Origin of the sequence: Winogradskyella ursingii (assembly GCF_013403975.1) — a bacterium.
Lineage (GTDB): Bacteria > Bacteroidota > Bacteroidia > Flavobacteriales > Flavobacteriaceae > Winogradskyella > Winogradskyella ursingii.
In genome coordinates this window covers 224,387-241,876 of sequence record NZ_JABFDH010000004.1, presented here as the reverse complement: position 1 = coordinate 241,876, position 17,490 = coordinate 224,387, and the positions used below count along the sequence as shown (strand labels likewise).

At 34.1% G+C, this 17,490-nt stretch carries 18 protein-coding genes and 1 tRNA gene; 10 read left to right on the top strand and 9 right to left on the bottom strand.

What is annotated here, in order from left to right:
* The first annotated feature begins 206 nt into the window (after positions 1-206).
* The gene (manA, locus tag HM983_RS11505; RefSeq protein ID WP_179345583.1) at positions 207-1,418 is read left to right on the top strand and encodes a mannose-6-phosphate isomerase, class I; all 1,212 of its coding nucleotides are present in this window, start codon (positions 207-209) and stop codon (positions 1,416-1,418) included.
* Positions 1,419-1,623: 205 nt separating this feature from the next.
* Here the strand turns inward: manA and HM983_RS11500 are convergent.
* Positions 1,624-1,697, bottom strand: a tRNA-Arg gene (locus tag HM983_RS11500).
* A gap of 85 nt (positions 1,698-1,782) precedes the next feature.
* Between HM983_RS11500 and HM983_RS11495 the strand changes: the two genes are divergently transcribed.
* From HM983_RS11495 to HM983_RS11475, 5 genes are all read left to right on the top strand, one after another.
* Positions 1,783-2,418, top strand: coding sequence for a Crp/Fnr family transcriptional regulator (locus HM983_RS11495; RefSeq protein WP_179345582.1), 636 nt, complete (start codon positions 1,783-1,785; stop codon positions 2,416-2,418).
* Positions 2,419-2,476: 58 nt separating this feature from the next.
* Complete coding sequence (locus HM983_RS11490; RefSeq protein ID WP_179345581.1) at positions 2,477-3,034, top strand: YeeE/YedE family protein; 558 nt, start codon at positions 2,477-2,479, stop codon at positions 3,032-3,034.
* Between the two features lies 1 nt (position 3,035).
* Entirely contained in the window at positions 3,036-3,452 is a 417-nt protein-coding gene (locus HM983_RS11485) for a DUF6691 family protein (RefSeq protein ID WP_179345580.1), read from the top strand.
* Complete coding sequence (locus tag HM983_RS11480) at positions 3,453-4,256, top strand: sulfite exporter TauE/SafE family protein (RefSeq protein WP_179345579.1); 804 nt, start codon at positions 3,453-3,455, stop codon at positions 4,254-4,256. It begins immediately after the preceding gene.
* Between the two features lie 66 nt (positions 4,257-4,322).
* Entirely contained in the window at positions 4,323-5,729 is a 1,407-nt protein-coding gene (locus HM983_RS11475) for an MBL fold metallo-hydrolase (RefSeq protein ID WP_179345578.1), read from the top strand.
* Positions 5,730-5,789: 60 nt separating this feature from the next.
* Here HM983_RS11475 and HM983_RS11470 read toward each other — a convergent pair whose 3' ends face one another.
* The 7 genes from HM983_RS11470 to HM983_RS11440 all read right to left on the bottom strand — a co-directional run bounded on the left by HM983_RS11470 (position 5,790) and on the right by HM983_RS11440 (position 12,316).
* Positions 5,790-6,065: an ATP-dependent Clp protease adaptor ClpS gene (locus HM983_RS11470; protein ID WP_179345577.1), complete on the bottom strand. Its 276-nt coding sequence runs from the start codon at positions 6,063-6,065 to the stop codon at positions 5,790-5,792.
* Between the two features lie 187 nt (positions 6,066-6,252).
* The gene (locus tag HM983_RS11465; RefSeq protein ID WP_179345576.1) at positions 6,253-7,290 is read right to left on the bottom strand and encodes a M57 family metalloprotease; all 1,038 of its coding nucleotides are present in this window, start codon (positions 7,288-7,290) and stop codon (positions 6,253-6,255) included.
* Positions 7,291-7,544: 254 nt separating this feature from the next.
* Complete coding sequence (prmA, locus tag HM983_RS11460; protein WP_179345575.1) at positions 7,545-8,381, bottom strand: 50S ribosomal protein L11 methyltransferase; 837 nt, start codon at positions 8,379-8,381, stop codon at positions 7,545-7,547.
* Positions 8,382-8,588: 207 nt separating this feature from the next.
* Positions 8,589-9,338: a triose-phosphate isomerase gene (gene tpiA / locus HM983_RS11455; RefSeq protein WP_179345574.1), complete on the bottom strand. Its 750-nt coding sequence runs from the start codon at positions 9,336-9,338 to the stop codon at positions 8,589-8,591.
* A 130-nt stretch (positions 9,339-9,468) separates the two neighbouring features.
* Positions 9,469-10,545, bottom strand: coding sequence for an ABC transporter permease (locus HM983_RS11450; protein ID WP_179345942.1), 1,077 nt, complete (start codon positions 10,543-10,545; stop codon positions 9,469-9,471).
* A gap of 47 nt (positions 10,546-10,592) precedes the next feature.
* Entirely contained in the window at positions 10,593-11,687 is a 1,095-nt protein-coding gene (locus HM983_RS11445) for a BT_3928 family protein (RefSeq protein WP_179345573.1), read from the bottom strand.
* A gap of 86 nt (positions 11,688-11,773) precedes the next feature.
* Positions 11,774-12,316: a DUF1599 domain-containing protein gene (locus HM983_RS11440; protein ID WP_179345572.1), complete on the bottom strand. Its 543-nt coding sequence runs from the start codon at positions 12,314-12,316 to the stop codon at positions 11,774-11,776.
* 126 nt (positions 12,317-12,442) lie between these two features.
* Here HM983_RS11440 and folP point away from each other — a divergent pair, with 126 nt between their 5' ends.
* Genes folP through HM983_RS11420 form a run of 4 tightly spaced genes read left to right on the top strand, consistent with a single transcriptional unit; the run spans position 12,443 to position 15,676 of the window.
* Positions 12,443-13,267, top strand: coding sequence for a dihydropteroate synthase (gene folP, locus HM983_RS11435; RefSeq protein WP_179345571.1), 825 nt, complete (start codon positions 12,443-12,445; stop codon positions 13,265-13,267).
* 54 nt (positions 13,268-13,321) lie between these two features.
* Positions 13,322-14,104: a diadenylate cyclase CdaA gene (gene cdaA / locus HM983_RS11430; RefSeq protein ID WP_179345570.1), complete on the top strand. Its 783-nt coding sequence runs from the start codon at positions 13,322-13,324 to the stop codon at positions 14,102-14,104.
* A gap of 26 nt (positions 14,105-14,130) precedes the next feature.
* Positions 14,131-14,892, top strand: coding sequence for a DUF3667 domain-containing protein (locus HM983_RS11425; protein WP_179345569.1), 762 nt, complete (start codon positions 14,131-14,133; stop codon positions 14,890-14,892).
* A gap of 1 nt (position 14,893) precedes the next feature.
* Positions 14,894-15,676 carry a DUF3667 domain-containing protein gene (locus HM983_RS11420; RefSeq protein WP_179345568.1) on the top strand — a complete coding sequence of 261 codons (783 nt, stop codon included), beginning with the start codon at positions 14,894-14,896 and terminating at the stop codon, positions 15,674-15,676.
* 2 nt (positions 15,677-15,678) lie between these two features.
* On the opposite strand, the gene HM983_RS11415 is transcribed toward HM983_RS11420, so the two are convergent.
* Positions 15,679-17,448 carry an ABC transporter ATP-binding protein gene (locus HM983_RS11415; RefSeq protein WP_179345567.1) on the bottom strand — a complete coding sequence of 590 codons (1,770 nt, stop codon included), beginning with the start codon at positions 17,446-17,448 and terminating at the stop codon, positions 15,679-15,681.
* Positions 17,449-17,490: the final 42 nt, after the last annotated feature.

The window sequence follows — 17,490 nt, the reverse complement described above, 5'->3', positions numbered from 1 at the left end:
TATCGTTTTGTGCATTTGGTAACTTTGTCAATATCGAACAAGGTGAAGCAAAATCCGGAACTATTTATGTTGATGCATTTCTCCAATATATCTTGAAATCTAAAAGATTTTGCATTTAGATTGGGATTACAAGCGAAAATATTAGGTTGAAAGAAATAATTACCATTTATAAATAAATTATTAATATCGCAGAAAGAAGGACAAATATGACTCAAAGATTATTTGAAGTAAAGGGAGTAATACAAAATTATGCTTGGGGAGGAACTGACTTTATACCTGAGTTGTTAGGACTACAATCAAACGTAGAACCAAAAGCGGAATATTGGCTTGGTGCTCACGTGAATGCGCCTTCAATCTTAAAAACATCAAAAGGGGATCAACCCTTAAATGATTATATAAATTCAAATCTCCATCAAACTTTGGGAGATCAAATCGCGATGAAATTTGGGAGATTGCCGTTTTTATTCAAGGTTTTGGATGTCAATGACATGCTATCGATACAAGTACATCCCTCAAAAAAAGAGGCTGAAAAAGGATATAAACGCGAAAACGAAGAGGGAATACCTTTAACTGCACCACATAGAAATTATAAAGACGATAACCATAAGCCAGAAATTATGGTGGCACTTAGTGAGTTTTGGTTATTACATGGTTTTTTGCCCAAAGAAAAGTTGGTACAAGTATTAAGAAGCACGCCAGAGTTCAATCATTTTTTAACTGTTTTTGAAGAAAAAGGATATTTGGGTCTTTATAAACATGTGATGGAACAATCCCAAGAGGAAAGCAATAAAATATTGCAACCGTTAGTTGATCGAATAATGCCACTTTATTTATCTGGAAAACTAGAAAAATCGAGTGCAGATTATTGGTCAGCCAAAGCGGTAGATACTTCAGAAGACAAAACTATTTTAGACAAAGGAATCTATTCCATTTACTTTTTTAATATCGTGAAAGTGGATGAAGGTGAAGCTCTTTTTCAGGATGCAGGAATTCCGCATGCTTATTTAGAAGGTCAGAACATGGAGTTAATGGCCAATTCAGACAATGTATTGCGTGGAGGTTTAACACCAAAACATGTTGATGTACCTGAGCTATTAAAGCATATTAAATTTGAAGAAACTAAACCACATATTTTGTCTGGGCAAATACAAAAGAATCATTTAGAGCGTATTTATAAAAGCCCTGTTCCAGACTTTGAACTTAGCCAAATAGTTATTTCCGCAATAGATGTATATCAAACTAAAACCAAGACAGCTGAGATACTAATCGTTATTGAAGGTACGGTAGAAATTATTGAGGGAACTACATCATTGAGTTTGCACAAAGGCCAATCTGCATTTTTAATTGCAGGAAGCCGATATAGCATATCAACACCCAATTCTGCCGTTATTTATAAAGCTAGCGCACCGATCACCTAAAAATAGATACTGTTAAAAACTAAAACAGTTAATCACAGAAAGCACAGTGTTATAACTATTTTAGATTATAGCAAGACCTGTATTCAAAACAAAGCGGAGCACCCAGGATTGCTATCGCATCCATTGCGCTCCGCTTTAAAAATAGTTTCAACAAAAAAAACGCTCAAGCTAGCTTGGCGTTTTTCTTTTTGAAACTAATTATTCGTGACCTCGACAGGATTCAAACCTGTAACCTCTTGAGCCGTAATCAAGTGCGCTATTCAGTTGCGCCACGAGGCCTTTTTATTGGGATGCAAATATACTACATAAATTAAAAATCTACCAAACTATTTATTTCAAATTTGTAAATGATTATTTTTGAAGTATGATTTCTACAGAAACGCTTCAACCTTTTCACTATCTATTTGATTCAGAAATTATTGACAACATCACTCATGTTGCTTTTCTTAAATCTTTTCAGAAAAATGATATTATTATAGATATTGGACAGGACTTAAATTTCATTCCACTTTTAATAAAAGGAAATATAAAGGTTTTAAGAGAGGACAATAATGGCGACGAACTTTTACTGTACGTTTTGGAATCTGGTGACACTTGCGCTATGTCTCTTACGTGTTGTATGGCAAACTCTATGAGCAAAATACGTGCGGTTGCAGATATAGATGCTACGGTAATAATGATTCCAATAGAAAATATGAAACTTTGGTTTGATACTAATGAGAGCTGGAGAAATTTCATTTTGCAAAGTTATCAGATTCGCTTTGATGAAATGCTGGAAACCATAGATACTCTTGCTTTTATGAAAATGGACCAACGTTTATTTAAGCATTTAACCGACCTCGTAAAATTATCAGGTTCTACCGTTTTAACTGTTACCCATCAAGAAATTGCCGAAGATCTTCATACTTCACGTGTTGTAATTTCACGGCTTCTTAAGCAATTAGAAAATGAAGCAAAAATAGAATTGGGAAGAAATAAAATTACAGTTGTAGACTTCTAAGTAACTTTAGTCACATAGATTTAACTCTAGAATCATACTTTTGTGTCAAATTAAACTTATGGATTATATTTTACAGCCATGGCCATGGTACGTTTCTGGGCCTTTGATAGCTATCGTTATGTATCTTCTACTCTATTTTGGAAGAACATTCGGCATGTCCTCTAACTTAAGGACACTATGTGCCATTGGTGGTGCAGGCAAGCATTCTGATTTTTTTAAATTCGATTGGAAATCACAACGTTGGAACCTAATTGTTGTTCTCGGAGCAATTGTTGGAGGGTTTATCGCGTATTTTCTGTTATCAAATCCTATTAACATTGATTTAAACCAAAATACCGTAAAGGATTTGGACGCTTTAGGTTTTGAAAATGCAGGTCAAAGTCTTTTACCACCAGAATTATTTAGTTGGGACAATGTGCTTAGCTTAAAAGGGCTATTGATTCTTATTATTGGAGGATTTCTTGTTGGTTTCGGTACACGCTACGCAGGTGGTTGTACTTCTGGCCATGCCATAACCGGATTAAGTAGTTTGCAAATACCGTCATTTATTGCCGTAATTGGCTTTTTCTTAGGTGGCCTTATTATGATTCATTTAATTTATCCAATTCTATTTTAATATGGGCAAGTATATAAAATTCTTTTTAGTTGGTATTTTATTCGGAATAGTTTTAGTAAAATCCGAAGCCGTATCCTGGTATCGCATTTTTGAAATGTTTAAATTTCAATCCTTCCATATGTATGGGATTATTGGTACAGCAATCTTAACAGGTGTTGTACTGCTTCAGGTATCAAAACTGAAAAACATAAAAACAATAGAAGGTTCAGAACTTAATGTCCCATTAAAAGACAGAAGTTTTACACGATATATATTGGGAGGTACAATTTTCGGTTTGGGCTGGGCACTTTGTGGCGCTTGCCCTGGACCTATGTACATTTTATTAGGCACTGGCGCATTTTCAATACTAATTGTTATTGCAGCAGCTCTATTAGGCACCTTTGTATATGGAATATTTAAAAATAAATTACCTCATTAAATGGAAATGACTGAAATCTTAGGATATTTAGGTGCGCTAGTTGTTGGTTTGGTACTAGGACTCATTGGTGGTGGTGGTTCAATTTTAACTGTTCCTATTTTAGTTTATTTTATTGGCCTTAACCCAATAGTTGCGACAGCATATTCCCTTTTTGTTGTGGGTATCACGGCGATTATTGGCGCATTTCAAAATTTTAAAAAAGGGTTGGTAGATTTAAGGACAGCCATTATTTTCTCTATTCCTGCATTTATCGCAGTTTATGTGACGCGACGGTTTTTGGTACACATGATTCCCGATGTGGTTTTTAGCATAGGTGATTTTGAGGTAACCAATAGCATATTTATCATGGTGCTTTTTGCCATTATTATGTTATTGGCCAGTTTCTCAATGATCAGAGATAAGCGTACAGATATTGAAAATTCTAAAGATATTAAACCCAAATTTAATTACCTCTTGATAGCCGCTGAAGGCTTTATAGTTGGTGTTTTAACTGGTATTGTTGGTGCTGGAGGAGGTTTTTTAATTATTCCTGCTTTGGTACTATTGGCAAAGTTACCAATGAAAAAAGCCGTTGGCACATCATTATTAATTATTGCTATAAAATCACTAATCGGATTTTTAGGAGATGTTTCAAATCTAGATATCGATTGGACTTTTTTAGTGATTTTTACGTCAATTTCGATTATTGGAATAATTATCGGTGGATATGTCTCAAAATATTTCAGTGGCAAAAAATTAAAGACAGGATTTGGATATTTTACCCTAGTTATGGCTATCTATATCATTTATAAAGAACTGATTTAACAGTTTGTGACAATTGTAACAGACCAAAAAATTGAAGTTTTGTAACTTCGTATAAAACATATTAAGATGAAAATTGAACAATTATATACAGGATGTTTGGCACAAGGTGCTTACTACATTGAATCCGAAGGTGAAGTTGCTATAATTGATCCACTTCGTGAAATTGAGCAATATGTTGACCAATCGCAGTCAAACAATGCTAAAATAAAATATATCTTAGAGACTCATTTTCATGCAGATTTTGTTTCAGGCCATGTAGACTTAGCCAACAAAACTGGAGCTAAGATTGTTTACGGTCCTGGCGCCTCTACAGATTATGATATTTATTCCGCTAAGGATGGTGAAGAATTAAAACTCGGAAAAGTCACTTTGAAAGTACTTCATACTCCAGGCCACACTTTGGAATCTACCACTTATTTATTAAGAGATGAAAACGGAAAGGATCACGCTATTTTTTCTGGAGACACTTTGTTTTTAGGAGATGTAGGTAGACCTGATTTGGCCATTAAGTCTGATTTGACCAAAGAAGATTTAGCAGAAATGCTTTACGATTCCCTTAGAAACAAAATAATGCCTTTGGCAGATGATGTAATTGTTTATCCTGCTCATGGTGCAGGTTCTGCCTGCGGAAAAAACCTAAGTAAAGAAACGGTCGGTATCTTGGGAGAACAAAAGAGAACCAACTACGCGCTTAGAGAGGATATGACCAAAGAAGAATTTGTAAAAGAAGTTTTGGATGGAATTGCTCCTCCTCCACAATACTTCGCAAAAAATGCAATGATGAACAAGATGGGATATGATACTTTTGATAATGTTCTGAAAACAGGCAACGTACCATTAAACCCAGAGGAGTTTGAAGCAATGGCAAACCATGAATCAGCTTTGGTATTAGACGTACGACCACAATCTGAATATATTAAAGGTCATATACCAAATTCTATATTTATTGGATTAAATGGTTCGTTTGCTCCTTGGGTTGGAGCATTGATTACAGATATTAAGCAGCCCATTATATTAGTGGCTCCAGAAGGAAAATCGAAAGAAGCTGTAACAAGATTATCACGAGTGGGATATGACAACACTTTAGGGTATCTGGATGGCGGAATTGAAGCTTGGAAAGCCGCTGGAAAAGACATTGACACACTTGAATCTATTTCGGCTAACGAATTTGCACATCGCGCAAAGTCTAATGACCTAAACGTCCTCGATGTTAGAAAAGATGGCGAATATAAATCTATGCACTTGGAAAATGCACAACATTTTTCTTTGGATTTTATCAATGAGAAAATGAATGAAATCGATAAAAACAAAACCTACCACATACATTGTGCAGGCGGTTATCGTTCGGTTATTGCAGCATCTATTCTAAAAGCTAGAGGTTATGATAAATTAGTAGATATTGCAGGTGGTTTTGGCGCCATAAAAAAAACAGATTTGCCCACTACGGATTTTGTTTGTCCGTCAACATTATAAAAAAGAAAAACCTCACAAGTGAAATACCTGTGAGGTTTTGTATGTTATAAATTATATTGATTAAACAATTTCTGCACTTAATCCAGCTTGCAATAGCTTGGAGCATCTTGGCTTTAAATCATCATATTCACCAGTTTTAACCGTACACTTGCCTTTATAATGCACCAATAAAGCACACTGTTCTGCTTGTTCCGGCATATGATCGCAAGCGTAAATTAAGGTATCAATAACGTGATCAAACGTATTGACATCATCATTGAACAAAACAATTTCATTCTGCTCTACAATTTCCTCTGCAAGCAAAACATCAGATTCAACTTTTTCTTTAGTGCTCATAATATATCGGAATTTATGTAAAGTTAAAAAATATTAAGTAAATATAAAAAAGAGCAGTATATACAAATCTTTAAAAAAATCATTTTTTTATTTATATAATCCTGAAATTAAAACATAAGAAAATGGATTGTTTGAGTAAAATCAAACAATCCATTTTAATTGATTGGTATATTAATCTAGCTCGTTATTAATTACAAGGACCCAAATTACTCCATCCACCTGACACGCGCTCGTATAAATTCCCAAAATATGTAACACGGTCACCAATATTATAGCTTCTACCACTTTGCCACTCGTCTACTCCATCACAAGGACCAGCTGTACTTTGAGGGTACATTGCCAGCAATGCTGTAACATCGTTGCCGTTAAATTCTCCATTTGCACTCGTCGAAAAGCATGCTTGCATTACCGAAGACACATCCCTACCCGTTGGAGTACCAGCAATGTGAACAGCTCCATCCGATCCAGAGCCTTCATTTCCTTGAGATGAAGACGGACAACTCAAACGGTCAAACCAGTCTGTATGACGAAAACCAACAGAGTGACCAATTTCATGAGTAATCACATGTTCGTTTACATTTGTTGAAAATTGCTCAATCCCATAAATCTGCACAAACTTATTGGCTTGTCCACTTGAATTTGGGAATCCAGCAACACCACCTGTACCATTCGGATTATTTACAGAATTATCATAAACAACCATATCGGCCGCTTGATAGTTGGTACCAAAAGTGAGATTAAATTGTAAAGTGATATTTAAATTATTAAAATTATCCACCGCCATTTGTAAAGCTGTTCGAGCTTTTGTGGACAATGCCTGGCTTCCACCGGTATAACCTAGTATATCAATAGTACGGTTGTTTCCTTCTACTAAATTAAAGGTTCTGTACTGACGGCTATTGGGATCAGTTCCATCAATAAGTTGATCTAACTCTGCTCTGGTAAAGGTAATATCGCTACCAATAAAAATCCTTTCTTCAGTTGTTCCATCTGGTAAGTGAAATTCGCCTTTAGAAACGATTCCGACATCAATATCTAAAGTCTTAATTGCATCTAATAATTCCTTATCGTCAACGAGCGTTCTGTTTTCCAGTTGGTTCATATTGATGATGATCTCCTCACTAAAGTTTGAAACATCTTCAATTGCCTCTTCTTTTTCACATGCTGTAAACAACAGTGCGAACACAGGTATGGCAAATGCGAAATATTTTATTATTTTTTTCATTTTAGAAAAATTTAAATTGTTAATACTTTGATTAAGTCGTTTATATAAACTTGGATATAGGATTTCCACGGTCGACATATTGTGAAACATCGACTAAAAAATACACTAAGACTGAATAATATTATCTATATAAAGGTACGGATCGGAGGTGGTTTTGGATTACGGAAAAACCGCACATTTTTTCGGTTTTTATGTTAATTTATCTTAACTTATTGACAATAACACAATTAATTAGAATATATATTGAGAAATACTTAAATTTTAACAAATTTTACGGCATTCCATTTATTTTTATGCAGTTTATCGATAAAATTAAGTCCGTTTGCCTGACATTTTCTATTAATAATTTCAAAATCATCATCATAAAAACCGCTTAAGAACAATATTCCGTTATTGTTTAAGTGATTTACATAGGTCGAAATGTCCTGTAAGAGAATATTTCTATTAATGTTTGCAATAATAACATCATAAGAATTTTTAATTACGGACGCATCACCTTCAAAAACTGATATATGTTCACAATGATTACGCTCCACATTTTCTAAACTATTCAAATAGCACCAATTATCTATATCAATAGCGTCTAGTTTTGTTGCTCCTACTTTTTCGGCCAGGATAGCGAGAACGCCAGTGCCACAACCCATATCTAAAACCGATTTGTTTTTAAAATCATTTTTTAAAATATGCTGAATCATCATATGCGTTGTTTCATGATGACCAGTACCAAAGCTCATTTTTGGTTCTATGATAAGATCGTACTTCGTAGTAGGTTTTTTATGAAAAGGTGCTCGTACAGTTACCAGATTGTCTACTTCAATAGGTGTGAAGTTTTTTTCCCATTCCTCATTCCAGTTGGTTTGTTTTATTTCTTCTGAACTATAAGTAATTTCAAATTCGTCCGATTTTAAAATCTGAATATCATTAAGAATTTCATCATACCACTCTTCTTTCTGAATGTATGCCGTAACACCATCTTCAGTTTCTACAAAACTCTCAAAACCCGCATAACCCAGTTCGGCAATTAAGATTTCTGTTGCTGGCTGTAATGGCGAAACTTTAAAGTGGTAACCTAAATAAATTGGATTGGACATGGATGTTTAACTTTTATTGAGCTGATTAGTGCGTTAGCGATAGAAACGATATCCTTTTTTTTAGTGGCTTGGAATGAATTAACTATCAATTTTGAATTAAATATTTTAATATACCTCGACGTTTGAGAGCTTTAAAGAAAAAAAGATATAGTGAATAGCGCGACCCAGATGACGCTGCGTCATCTGGGAAACGCCCATATATTTTTTTTAAAATGCGTTAACGATAGCAAAAAAGTCTTCGGCATTTAGGGATGCTCCACCGATTAGGCCACCATCCACGTCTGGTTTTCCGAAAATCTCCTTAGCGTTATTTGGTTTTACACTGCCTCCGTAAAGAATGGATACAGCATCCGATACGTCACTACCGTATTCGTCGGTTAGTGTTTTTCGAATAAATTTGTGCATATCCTGTGCCTGTTCCGGGCTCGCAGTTTCTCCGGTTCCGATGGCCCAAACTGGTTCGTATGCCAAAATAATATTTTTGAATGCAGAATCCTTGAGATGAAAGAGTGCATTTTTGATTTGGTCACCGACAATCTTTTCCTCATTACCCGACTTGCGGTCTTCCAATTCCTCGCCAAAACAGAAAATAATCCGCATATCATTAGCCAATGCTGCATCTACTTTTTTGGTGAGTGACTCATCGGTTTCATTATAATACGCGCGACGTTCGCTATGTCCCAATATAACGGTTTGGATACCTATACTTTTAAGCATACTAGCACTGACCTCTCCTGTGTAAGCACCATTTTCAGCAAAATGCATATTCTGTGCAATGACTTCTATACTACTTTCTTTTAAGGTTTGGTAGGCTTGCCACAAATTAGTGAATGCTGGCGCAATCATCACCTCTGCTTTTGAGGTTTTGCTCTGTTTTCTTAAATCAGTAATTAGCCGTTCGGTTTGGGCCAAATCGTTATTCATTTTCCAGTTTCCTGCTACAATTTTCTTTCTCATTATTATAGGTACCTCTTTGAATGAAGGGATTTTTTTGGTTAACATTAAACTTGAATAACAAAAATAAGATATTATTCCTATCCTAAGCTTTCTAAGAATGAGGAACTCAAAATTTCAAAAAACTAAATTACTAGGACAACTTAACTCTTGGGTCCAACCAAGCGTAAATAAAGTCTACCAGAATATTAATGGTGATAAATACGATAGCAATGACTAAAACGGCTCCCATTATTACTGGTAGATCTAAAGTGTTGAGTGCGTTTACGATTTCTTTTCCAAGACCGTTCCACCCAAAAATATATTCCACAAAAACGGCTCCAGCCAACATAGACGCAAACCATCCTGAAATAGCAGTAACAACTGGATTTAAGGCGTTCTTAACAGCATGGTTTTTAATAACCTGAAATTCGCTCAGGCCTTTTGCTCTAGCAGTCCGGATGTAATCTTGATTCATGACATCCAATAAAGAATTACGCATCAATTGAATAATTACAGCCAATGGACGAATACCCAAGACTATGGCAGGAAGTATTAAATTTTTCCACTGGATAGTCATTTTTTCGCCAAAATCGTCAAGCTCGTAAAGACTGCCTGTCATTTCTAGATTGGTGTATTCATGCAATACAAAACCAAACAGCCAAGCGAATAATATGGCACTGAAAAATGAAGGTACGCTCATGCCAAAAGTACTCAGCACTTGAATTAATTTATCGATCCATGTGTCTTTAAATAATGCCGAAATGATACCGAATATAATCCCAAGACTTATAGCTATGACAATAGCTGAAACCGCCAAAACGAATGTATTCGGAATGGTTTCTCCAATGACTTCGGTTACTTTTTTGCCCTGTTTAGTGAATGACTCACGTAAATAAGGAGTTTTGATTACTGTTGTGGTATTTCCAATGGTAAACAATTCTGTAGCTGTATATTTATTGTCTCGCAGATAGGTATAATCTTCTGTTGAGTTAGAATGAAATGAAATTGGCGACAAATCGTTTAAATAGTACAAATACTGTGTGCTAATTGGCTTATCAAAACCATATTTTTTCTTTACAGCTTCGACTTGTTCTGAATTTTGATTCTGACCCAACATCATTTTGGCCGGATCACCTGGCAGAATGGTAAACAAAAAGAAAATGACAGTAACTACACCCAATAATGTGATAAAAGCGTAAAAAATTTTATTTAGAAGATAGTTGATCAGAGTTTATGGGTTCTTGAGAATTAATTCTTTTTTCTATTTATGCAAAATTATAATTCTACATCTTCAATGTCATTCCAATGAGCTTTTTGTTCTATTGTACCTTTATTTAAAATTACAATACCTGGATTTGAGCGTACAATAGTTTTAATCACCTTTTCGTCACAAAGATAAAAATCGAAATTAAGGTTGAAATCTTCTTTTAATTGTTGCTTGTCTTGCGCTCCAGACGATGTTAATCCAATTACCGTATAGCCTTTTTTCAACGCTCTTTCAGAAAAGGATTTTAACATTTTTAAGCCTTCTAATTCAGCTTTATTGATGTCGTACATTGCAATGATTACCAAGTTTTCTTTCTCTAAAAAATAATTAGTTAAGTCCTCATCATCAGATTCAATGGAAAAATCTTGGATAGGTGGAATATATCCCTCATCAATAGTTTTGGTCTCTACACCCACATATTCACCATCAACATTTGGATAACTACCATTGGTTACAAATTCCTTCTCTTCTCCATTGACATTAAAAGTCCATGTGTATTCTAGAACAGGTTTTTGAGCATTTTCTGGAACTTCCATCTGTTTTTGAATATTCTTGCCAATAGCATAAGCTCTAAAATCTATTACCGGCAAATGCATAAGCACATGATAGCCAAACCATAAGGATAGTATGAAGCTTAATAAGGCAATCACCGTTGTTGGCAGTTTTGAGAATAGTGGTTTAATGTGTTTTAAACCAACAAATAGAATCACAATCAATACCAAAAGAATCACATCTTTTGTAAAGCTTTCCCAAGGTGTAAGTTTCAATGCATCACCAAAACATCCACAATCTTTTACTTTGTCAAAATATGCGGAATAAAATGTTAAAAATGTGAAGAATACTATCATTATAAGTAAACTCCAAACTGTAAATTTTGGTTTATAGCCAATGAGTAAAAACACACCAAGAACGACTTCAAACACAACCACAATGACCGAAATACCAAGCGCATAAGGAATCAAGAATTCTATATTTAAAACATCAGCTCCAAAGTATTCCTGTAATTTATATGAAAATCCTAAGGGATCATTGAGTTTTATAAATCCCGATATGATGAAGAGAATTCCAACTAGAATTCTGCTTATTTGTACTATGTATTTCATAATGTTTTTGTCCTTCCTGCGCTAGCAGTAATCTACTTATTTAAAATTTATCTAATTATGGATTGCTGCTTTCGCAGAAATGACAATCAGTTAGCTTCATTGAGATGAATCATCGCAAAAACAGCATAATTAATCATATCTTGATAATTGGCATCAATGCCTTCACTTACTAATGTTTGCCCAGAATTATCTTCAATTTGTTTTACTCTTAATAGTTTTTGCAAAATTAAATCTGTTAAAGAACTCACTCTCATATCACGCCATGCCTCACCATAATCGTGATTTTTATCAAGCATCAACTGTTTGGTGATTTTAATTTGTTCGTTGTATAATTTAATTGATTCAGCAGTATTCAAATCAGGTTGCTCCACCACTCCTTTTTTAAGTTGAATCAATGCCATTACGCAATAATTAATTATGCCTATGAATTCGCTTACTTCTCCCTCATCTACTTTCCTTTCATCATTTTGTTGCAATCCTCTTATTCGCTGGGCTTTAATGAATATCTGATCGGTCAAAGATGGCAACCTTAATATGCGCCACGCACTACCGTAATCACTCATTTTTTTTTCAAAAAGAGCTTGGCATTTAGCAACCACAGTATCGTATTGTTTTGAAGTATCCTTCATTTGGTATATTATAATTTCCGTAAATTTCGCTTAAATTATTTAGAGTTCAAAGTTGAACGTTCTAAATTCAAAATATTAACAACATTATCACAATTTTAAAATTCAAATTTAATTCTGAATAAAACAATGACTATAAATTGCAAAGGTAAACTCATAGATTTAAAGCAACCCAAAGTAATGGGAATCTTAAACGTAACACCAGATTCATTTTACGATGGTGGTAAATACAACAATGAATCTGCAATTTTGAGTCAAGTCGAAACCATGCTTAGAGATGGGGCAACCTTTATTGATATTGGTGGTTATAGTTCTCGACCAAATGCTGATAATGTGTCAATTTCAGAGGAATTATATCGCGTGGTCCCTATTATAGAACTAATTTTGAAACGTTTTCCTGAAACACTCTTTTCAGTTGACACCTTTAGAAGCGAAGTTGCAGTAAAAAGTGTTGAAGCTGGTGCAGCCCTTATTAATGATATCTCTGCAGGAAAACTTGATGGTTCTATGCTTGAGACTATTGGTAAATTGGGTGTACCTTATATAATGATGCATATGAGAGGTAATCCAAAAACAATGCAAAAGCAAACAGACTATGAGGATTTAACGAAAGAAGTCATCTCTTATTTTGCCGAGCGTATTGCCGCTGCTCACGCCCAGAAAATCAATGATATAATTATAGATCCTGGTTTTGGGTTTGCCAAAACTATAGCTCAAAATTATGAGCTTTTAAGCCAACTAGATTTATTACAAATATTAGACAAACCTCTGTTAGCTGGTATTTCTAGAAAGTCAATGGTTTATAAAACTTTAAATATCACCTCAGAAAATTCGTTAAATGGCACAACAGCCTTACATATGGTCGCTCTGCAAAAAAAAGCGAAACTGTTAAGAGTTCATGACGTAAAGGAAGCTGTAGAATGCATCAGTTTATACAACCAGCTTAATGGTTAAATTTTTAAATTCATTTATTAACATAAATTCTTAAATTAGCAAAAACACTAGCTTTTGGACAACTTACAACTTTGGGATTTTAGATTTATAGATTTTGTAGATGTCTTTCTTGTCGCTATTCTTCTATATTATATTTATAAATTAGTAAAAGGCACAGTTGCAATCAATATTTTCATTGGTATTCTGATCGTTTACTTGGTTTGGCGTCTTACGGATTACCTCAACATGGTGATGTTATACAGTATTTTCGATGGCTTTATGAAAGTTGGAATTATTGCGCTAATTGTGGTATTTCAACCTGAAATAAGAAAATTTCTATTAATGGTAGGATCTACCAAAATTGGTGGCAAACGCAATATTTTCAAAAATTTTAAATTCCTTAAAAATGACGACCCAACTACTACAGACGTTGATGCCATTATCAATGCCTGTAATCGGATGGCATCTACTAATACCGGAGCACTGATTGTTATAGAACGTAACAACAATCTCGATTTTTTGACCAATACTGGTGATGAAATGAACATTCTGGTGTCCCAACCCATTATAGAAAGTATTTTCTTTAAAAATAGTCCTTTACATGATGGAGCAATTATTATAGACAATAACGTGGTGAAGGCCACGCGTGTTATTCTGCCAGTGAACAATGAAAAAAATATACCAGAACGCTTTGGGCTCAGACACAGAGCAGCCGTTGGCATTACCGAAAAGACAGATGCACTAGCTATTGCGGTAAGTGAGGAAAACGGACAGATTTCCTATTTGAAAAATGGTGAATTTGTAATGTTTAAGGATACTGATGAACTCACAGCAAAAATAAAAGAAGATTTGACTTAGTGGAGTGCAAAAACTGTAATAGCTCTTTGAGAGAATCACAAAATTTTTGTGATGAATGTGGTGCTAAGGTAATTCGTAATAGACTAACTTTTGGTAATTTATTTGAGCACATCAGTGAAACCTTTTTTAACTATGACAACAAGCTACTGCGTACTTTTATTGAACTTTTTACCAAACCAGAAGAGGTTATTGTTGGTTATGTAGAAGGGGTCAGAAAAAAGTATGTTAATGTTATTAGCTATTTTGGTATTTCTCTGACGTTAGCAGGTATTCAAGTTTTTTTAATGAGTACTTTTTTTGAAGATGCCATGAATATTGATTTTGGATCTATACTTGAAGTGAAAGAATCAGCTGCCCAACAAAACAACCCTTTTAAGGATTTCGATTATGATTTTTTTAATAGTTACCAAAGTCTAATTTACATTATCGGTGTACCTATATCAGCATTTGCCACTTGGGTTACCTATTACATTTGTGGCAAGAGACGCTTTAATTTTACAGAGCACTTAGTGCTTAACCTTTACTATTCTGCACAGATAATTATTATTACCTCAGTGTTTAGTATTCTGTTTCTACTTTTTGGCCTCAATTATTTAATAGTCTCCAGTATTATTATGATACCGTTATTTATATATCTATATTATATATTAAAACGGGTTTTTAATGAAAGTCATTTAGAGACCATTGCCAAGTTTTTAATCGTTTGCTTTGTCTATCTTTTATCATATATCATAATTTTTTCAATTTTTGCGATACTAGCTGTATTTGTAATAATGTCCACTAAATAAAATGAATTGTAAAAACTGCCATACCGAACTATTAGAAAACGATGATTACTGTAGAAGCTGTGGCGGAAAAGTTATCAGAAATCGTTTAAGTTTCAGAAATTTATTTGAGCATCTGAGTGAAACCTTTTTTAATTATGATAATAAGCTATTACGCACTTTTGTTCAACTTTTTAAAAACCCTGAAGATGTCATTGTTGGGTATATCAACGGTGTTAGAAAAAAATATATAAACCCTATTAGCTTCTTTGGATTGGCATTGACGCTCTCAGGTTTTTCTTTATTTATTATAAAGAAATTTTACATGAGGTATTTAGATATGTCGAGTATTTTTGAAGGCTTCAACATTCCGAAGGAAGTTCTTGCCGAATCCACTAATGGCTCATTAGAATACAGTTCTATAATCTATTCGCTTTTTGTGCCTGTTTTTGCCTTAATCTCATGGGTTGTTTTTTTAGATAAGAAATATAATTTTACTGAGCATATCATAATCTATCTATATTCTATGTCTCTAATGAGTATATTAATGGTGTTTGTTTCTCAATTAATTCTATTAGCTATACCCAACTATTATATTCTGTTTTCTTTTTTGACCTTCCCATTAATGTTTATTTATCATTGTTATTTACTGAAACAGATATTTAAGATTAGTCCGTCACAGTTAATATTGAGATCTTTTATGGCGATTTTTATATTTATAGTAGTTTACATTATAAGCACAATTATAGGAGGTCTAATTATGTTTTTTACTGGGTCCATAAATTTAGAAGATTTTAAACCACATTAAAACTATACCGCTTCAGCCTTTAAAAACTGAACTTCGTATAGATTTTTGTAGTAACCATTCTGTAATTTAAGTAGCGATTGGTGTGTACCGATTTCTACAATTTTACCAGCATCCATTACAATTATTTTATCGGCTTGCTGAATGGTTGCCAACCTGTGAGCAATTACAATTGAGGTTCTTCCTTTAGTAATAGTGTCAGTGGCGTCCTGTATAAGCTGTTCTGAATAGGAGTCTACGGAAGAAGTTGCTTCATCCAAAATTAAAATACTCGGGTTGGTTACGTAAGCCCTCAAGAATGAAATTAGCTGTCGCTGACCTGAAGAAAGCATCACACCTCGTTCTTTTACATTATAATGATAACCATTAGGTAAACTTGAAATAAAATCATGAATCCCGATGGCCTTAGCGGCATCTATCACGTCGGCCTCAGTTACATATTCATTATTCAAGGTTATATTATTAACTATAGTATCTGCAAACAAAAAGACATCTTGTAGCACTACAGCTATTTGTTCTCTCAATGAACTTAACGTCATGTCTTTAATGTTAGTACCATCTACTTCTATAGTGCCAGAATCAATATCATAAAAACGATTTAATAGATTTATAATAGTTGATTTTCCTGCACCTGTGGCACCCACTATAGCAACTGTTTCGCCTGCCTTTACATCAAAAGAAATTCCTTTTAATACTTCTTCATCTTTAATGTATGAAAAACGAACATCCTCAAATTTTATGTTGCCTTTAAATTGATTGGCTTCATGAGTACCAGAATCATCGATATTTGATTCTGTATCGAGCACTTTAAATACACGGTCTGCTGCTACCATTCCCATTTGCAACGTGTTGAATTTATTTGCAATTTGGTTCAATGGTCTAAATAACATTGGCACAAACATGGTGAATGCAATTAGATGACCCAAAGTTGTTCCTGGATCACTCGATACAATATCATAACCACCAACTAAAATCACCATTGCCATGGTAAGTGATGACAAGAATTCTGCAATAGGAAAGAAAATTGAATTGTACCAAACCGTTTTTAACCATCCTTTTTTATGACGCTCATTTATAGTTTTAAAATTTTTATATTCAGTAGTTTCTCTAGTAAATAATTGAAGTATTTTCATTCCCGTAACACGCTCCTGAACAAACGAATTGAGGTTTGACACCTCTGTGCGTACATCTTCGAACGCACGTTTCATATATTTCTGAAATATCTTTGTAGCAAAAAGAATGAGCGGCAAAGTGGTAAATACTATTAGACTCAATTTCCAGTTCATATAAGTCATAAAACCAGCAACAACCAACATTTTTAGGATGTCACTAAATATCATAAATAAACCTTCACCAAAAATATCGGCTATACGTTCCATATCCGTTACTGCCCGAGTAATCAATACACCAACCGAAGATTTATCAAAATAAGTCATTTTGAACTTAAGCATATGCCGGAACAATTTTACCCTTACATCCTTTACAACGGATTGCCCTAACCAACTAGCATAATAAATAAACAACAGTTGGCAAACCACTTCTAAAAGCAATAAAGCTAACATGATGCCAATGTAAAACACAAAACCATCGTATTGTTTGGTCGCCACTTGTACATCAATGGCCTCTTTTAAAACATAAGGTCTTGTGGCACCAAAAATTGCTAAACCAATAACACATATTAAAGAAAGAATGAAAATCATTCGATATGGCCTAATGTATGTTAGCAATCTCGTGAAGAGTGAAACATCAAATATTTTCTTCTTTGTCTGTGTCATGTATGCCAAACTTCCTTTGGTATTTATTTAATTAAATTCGTA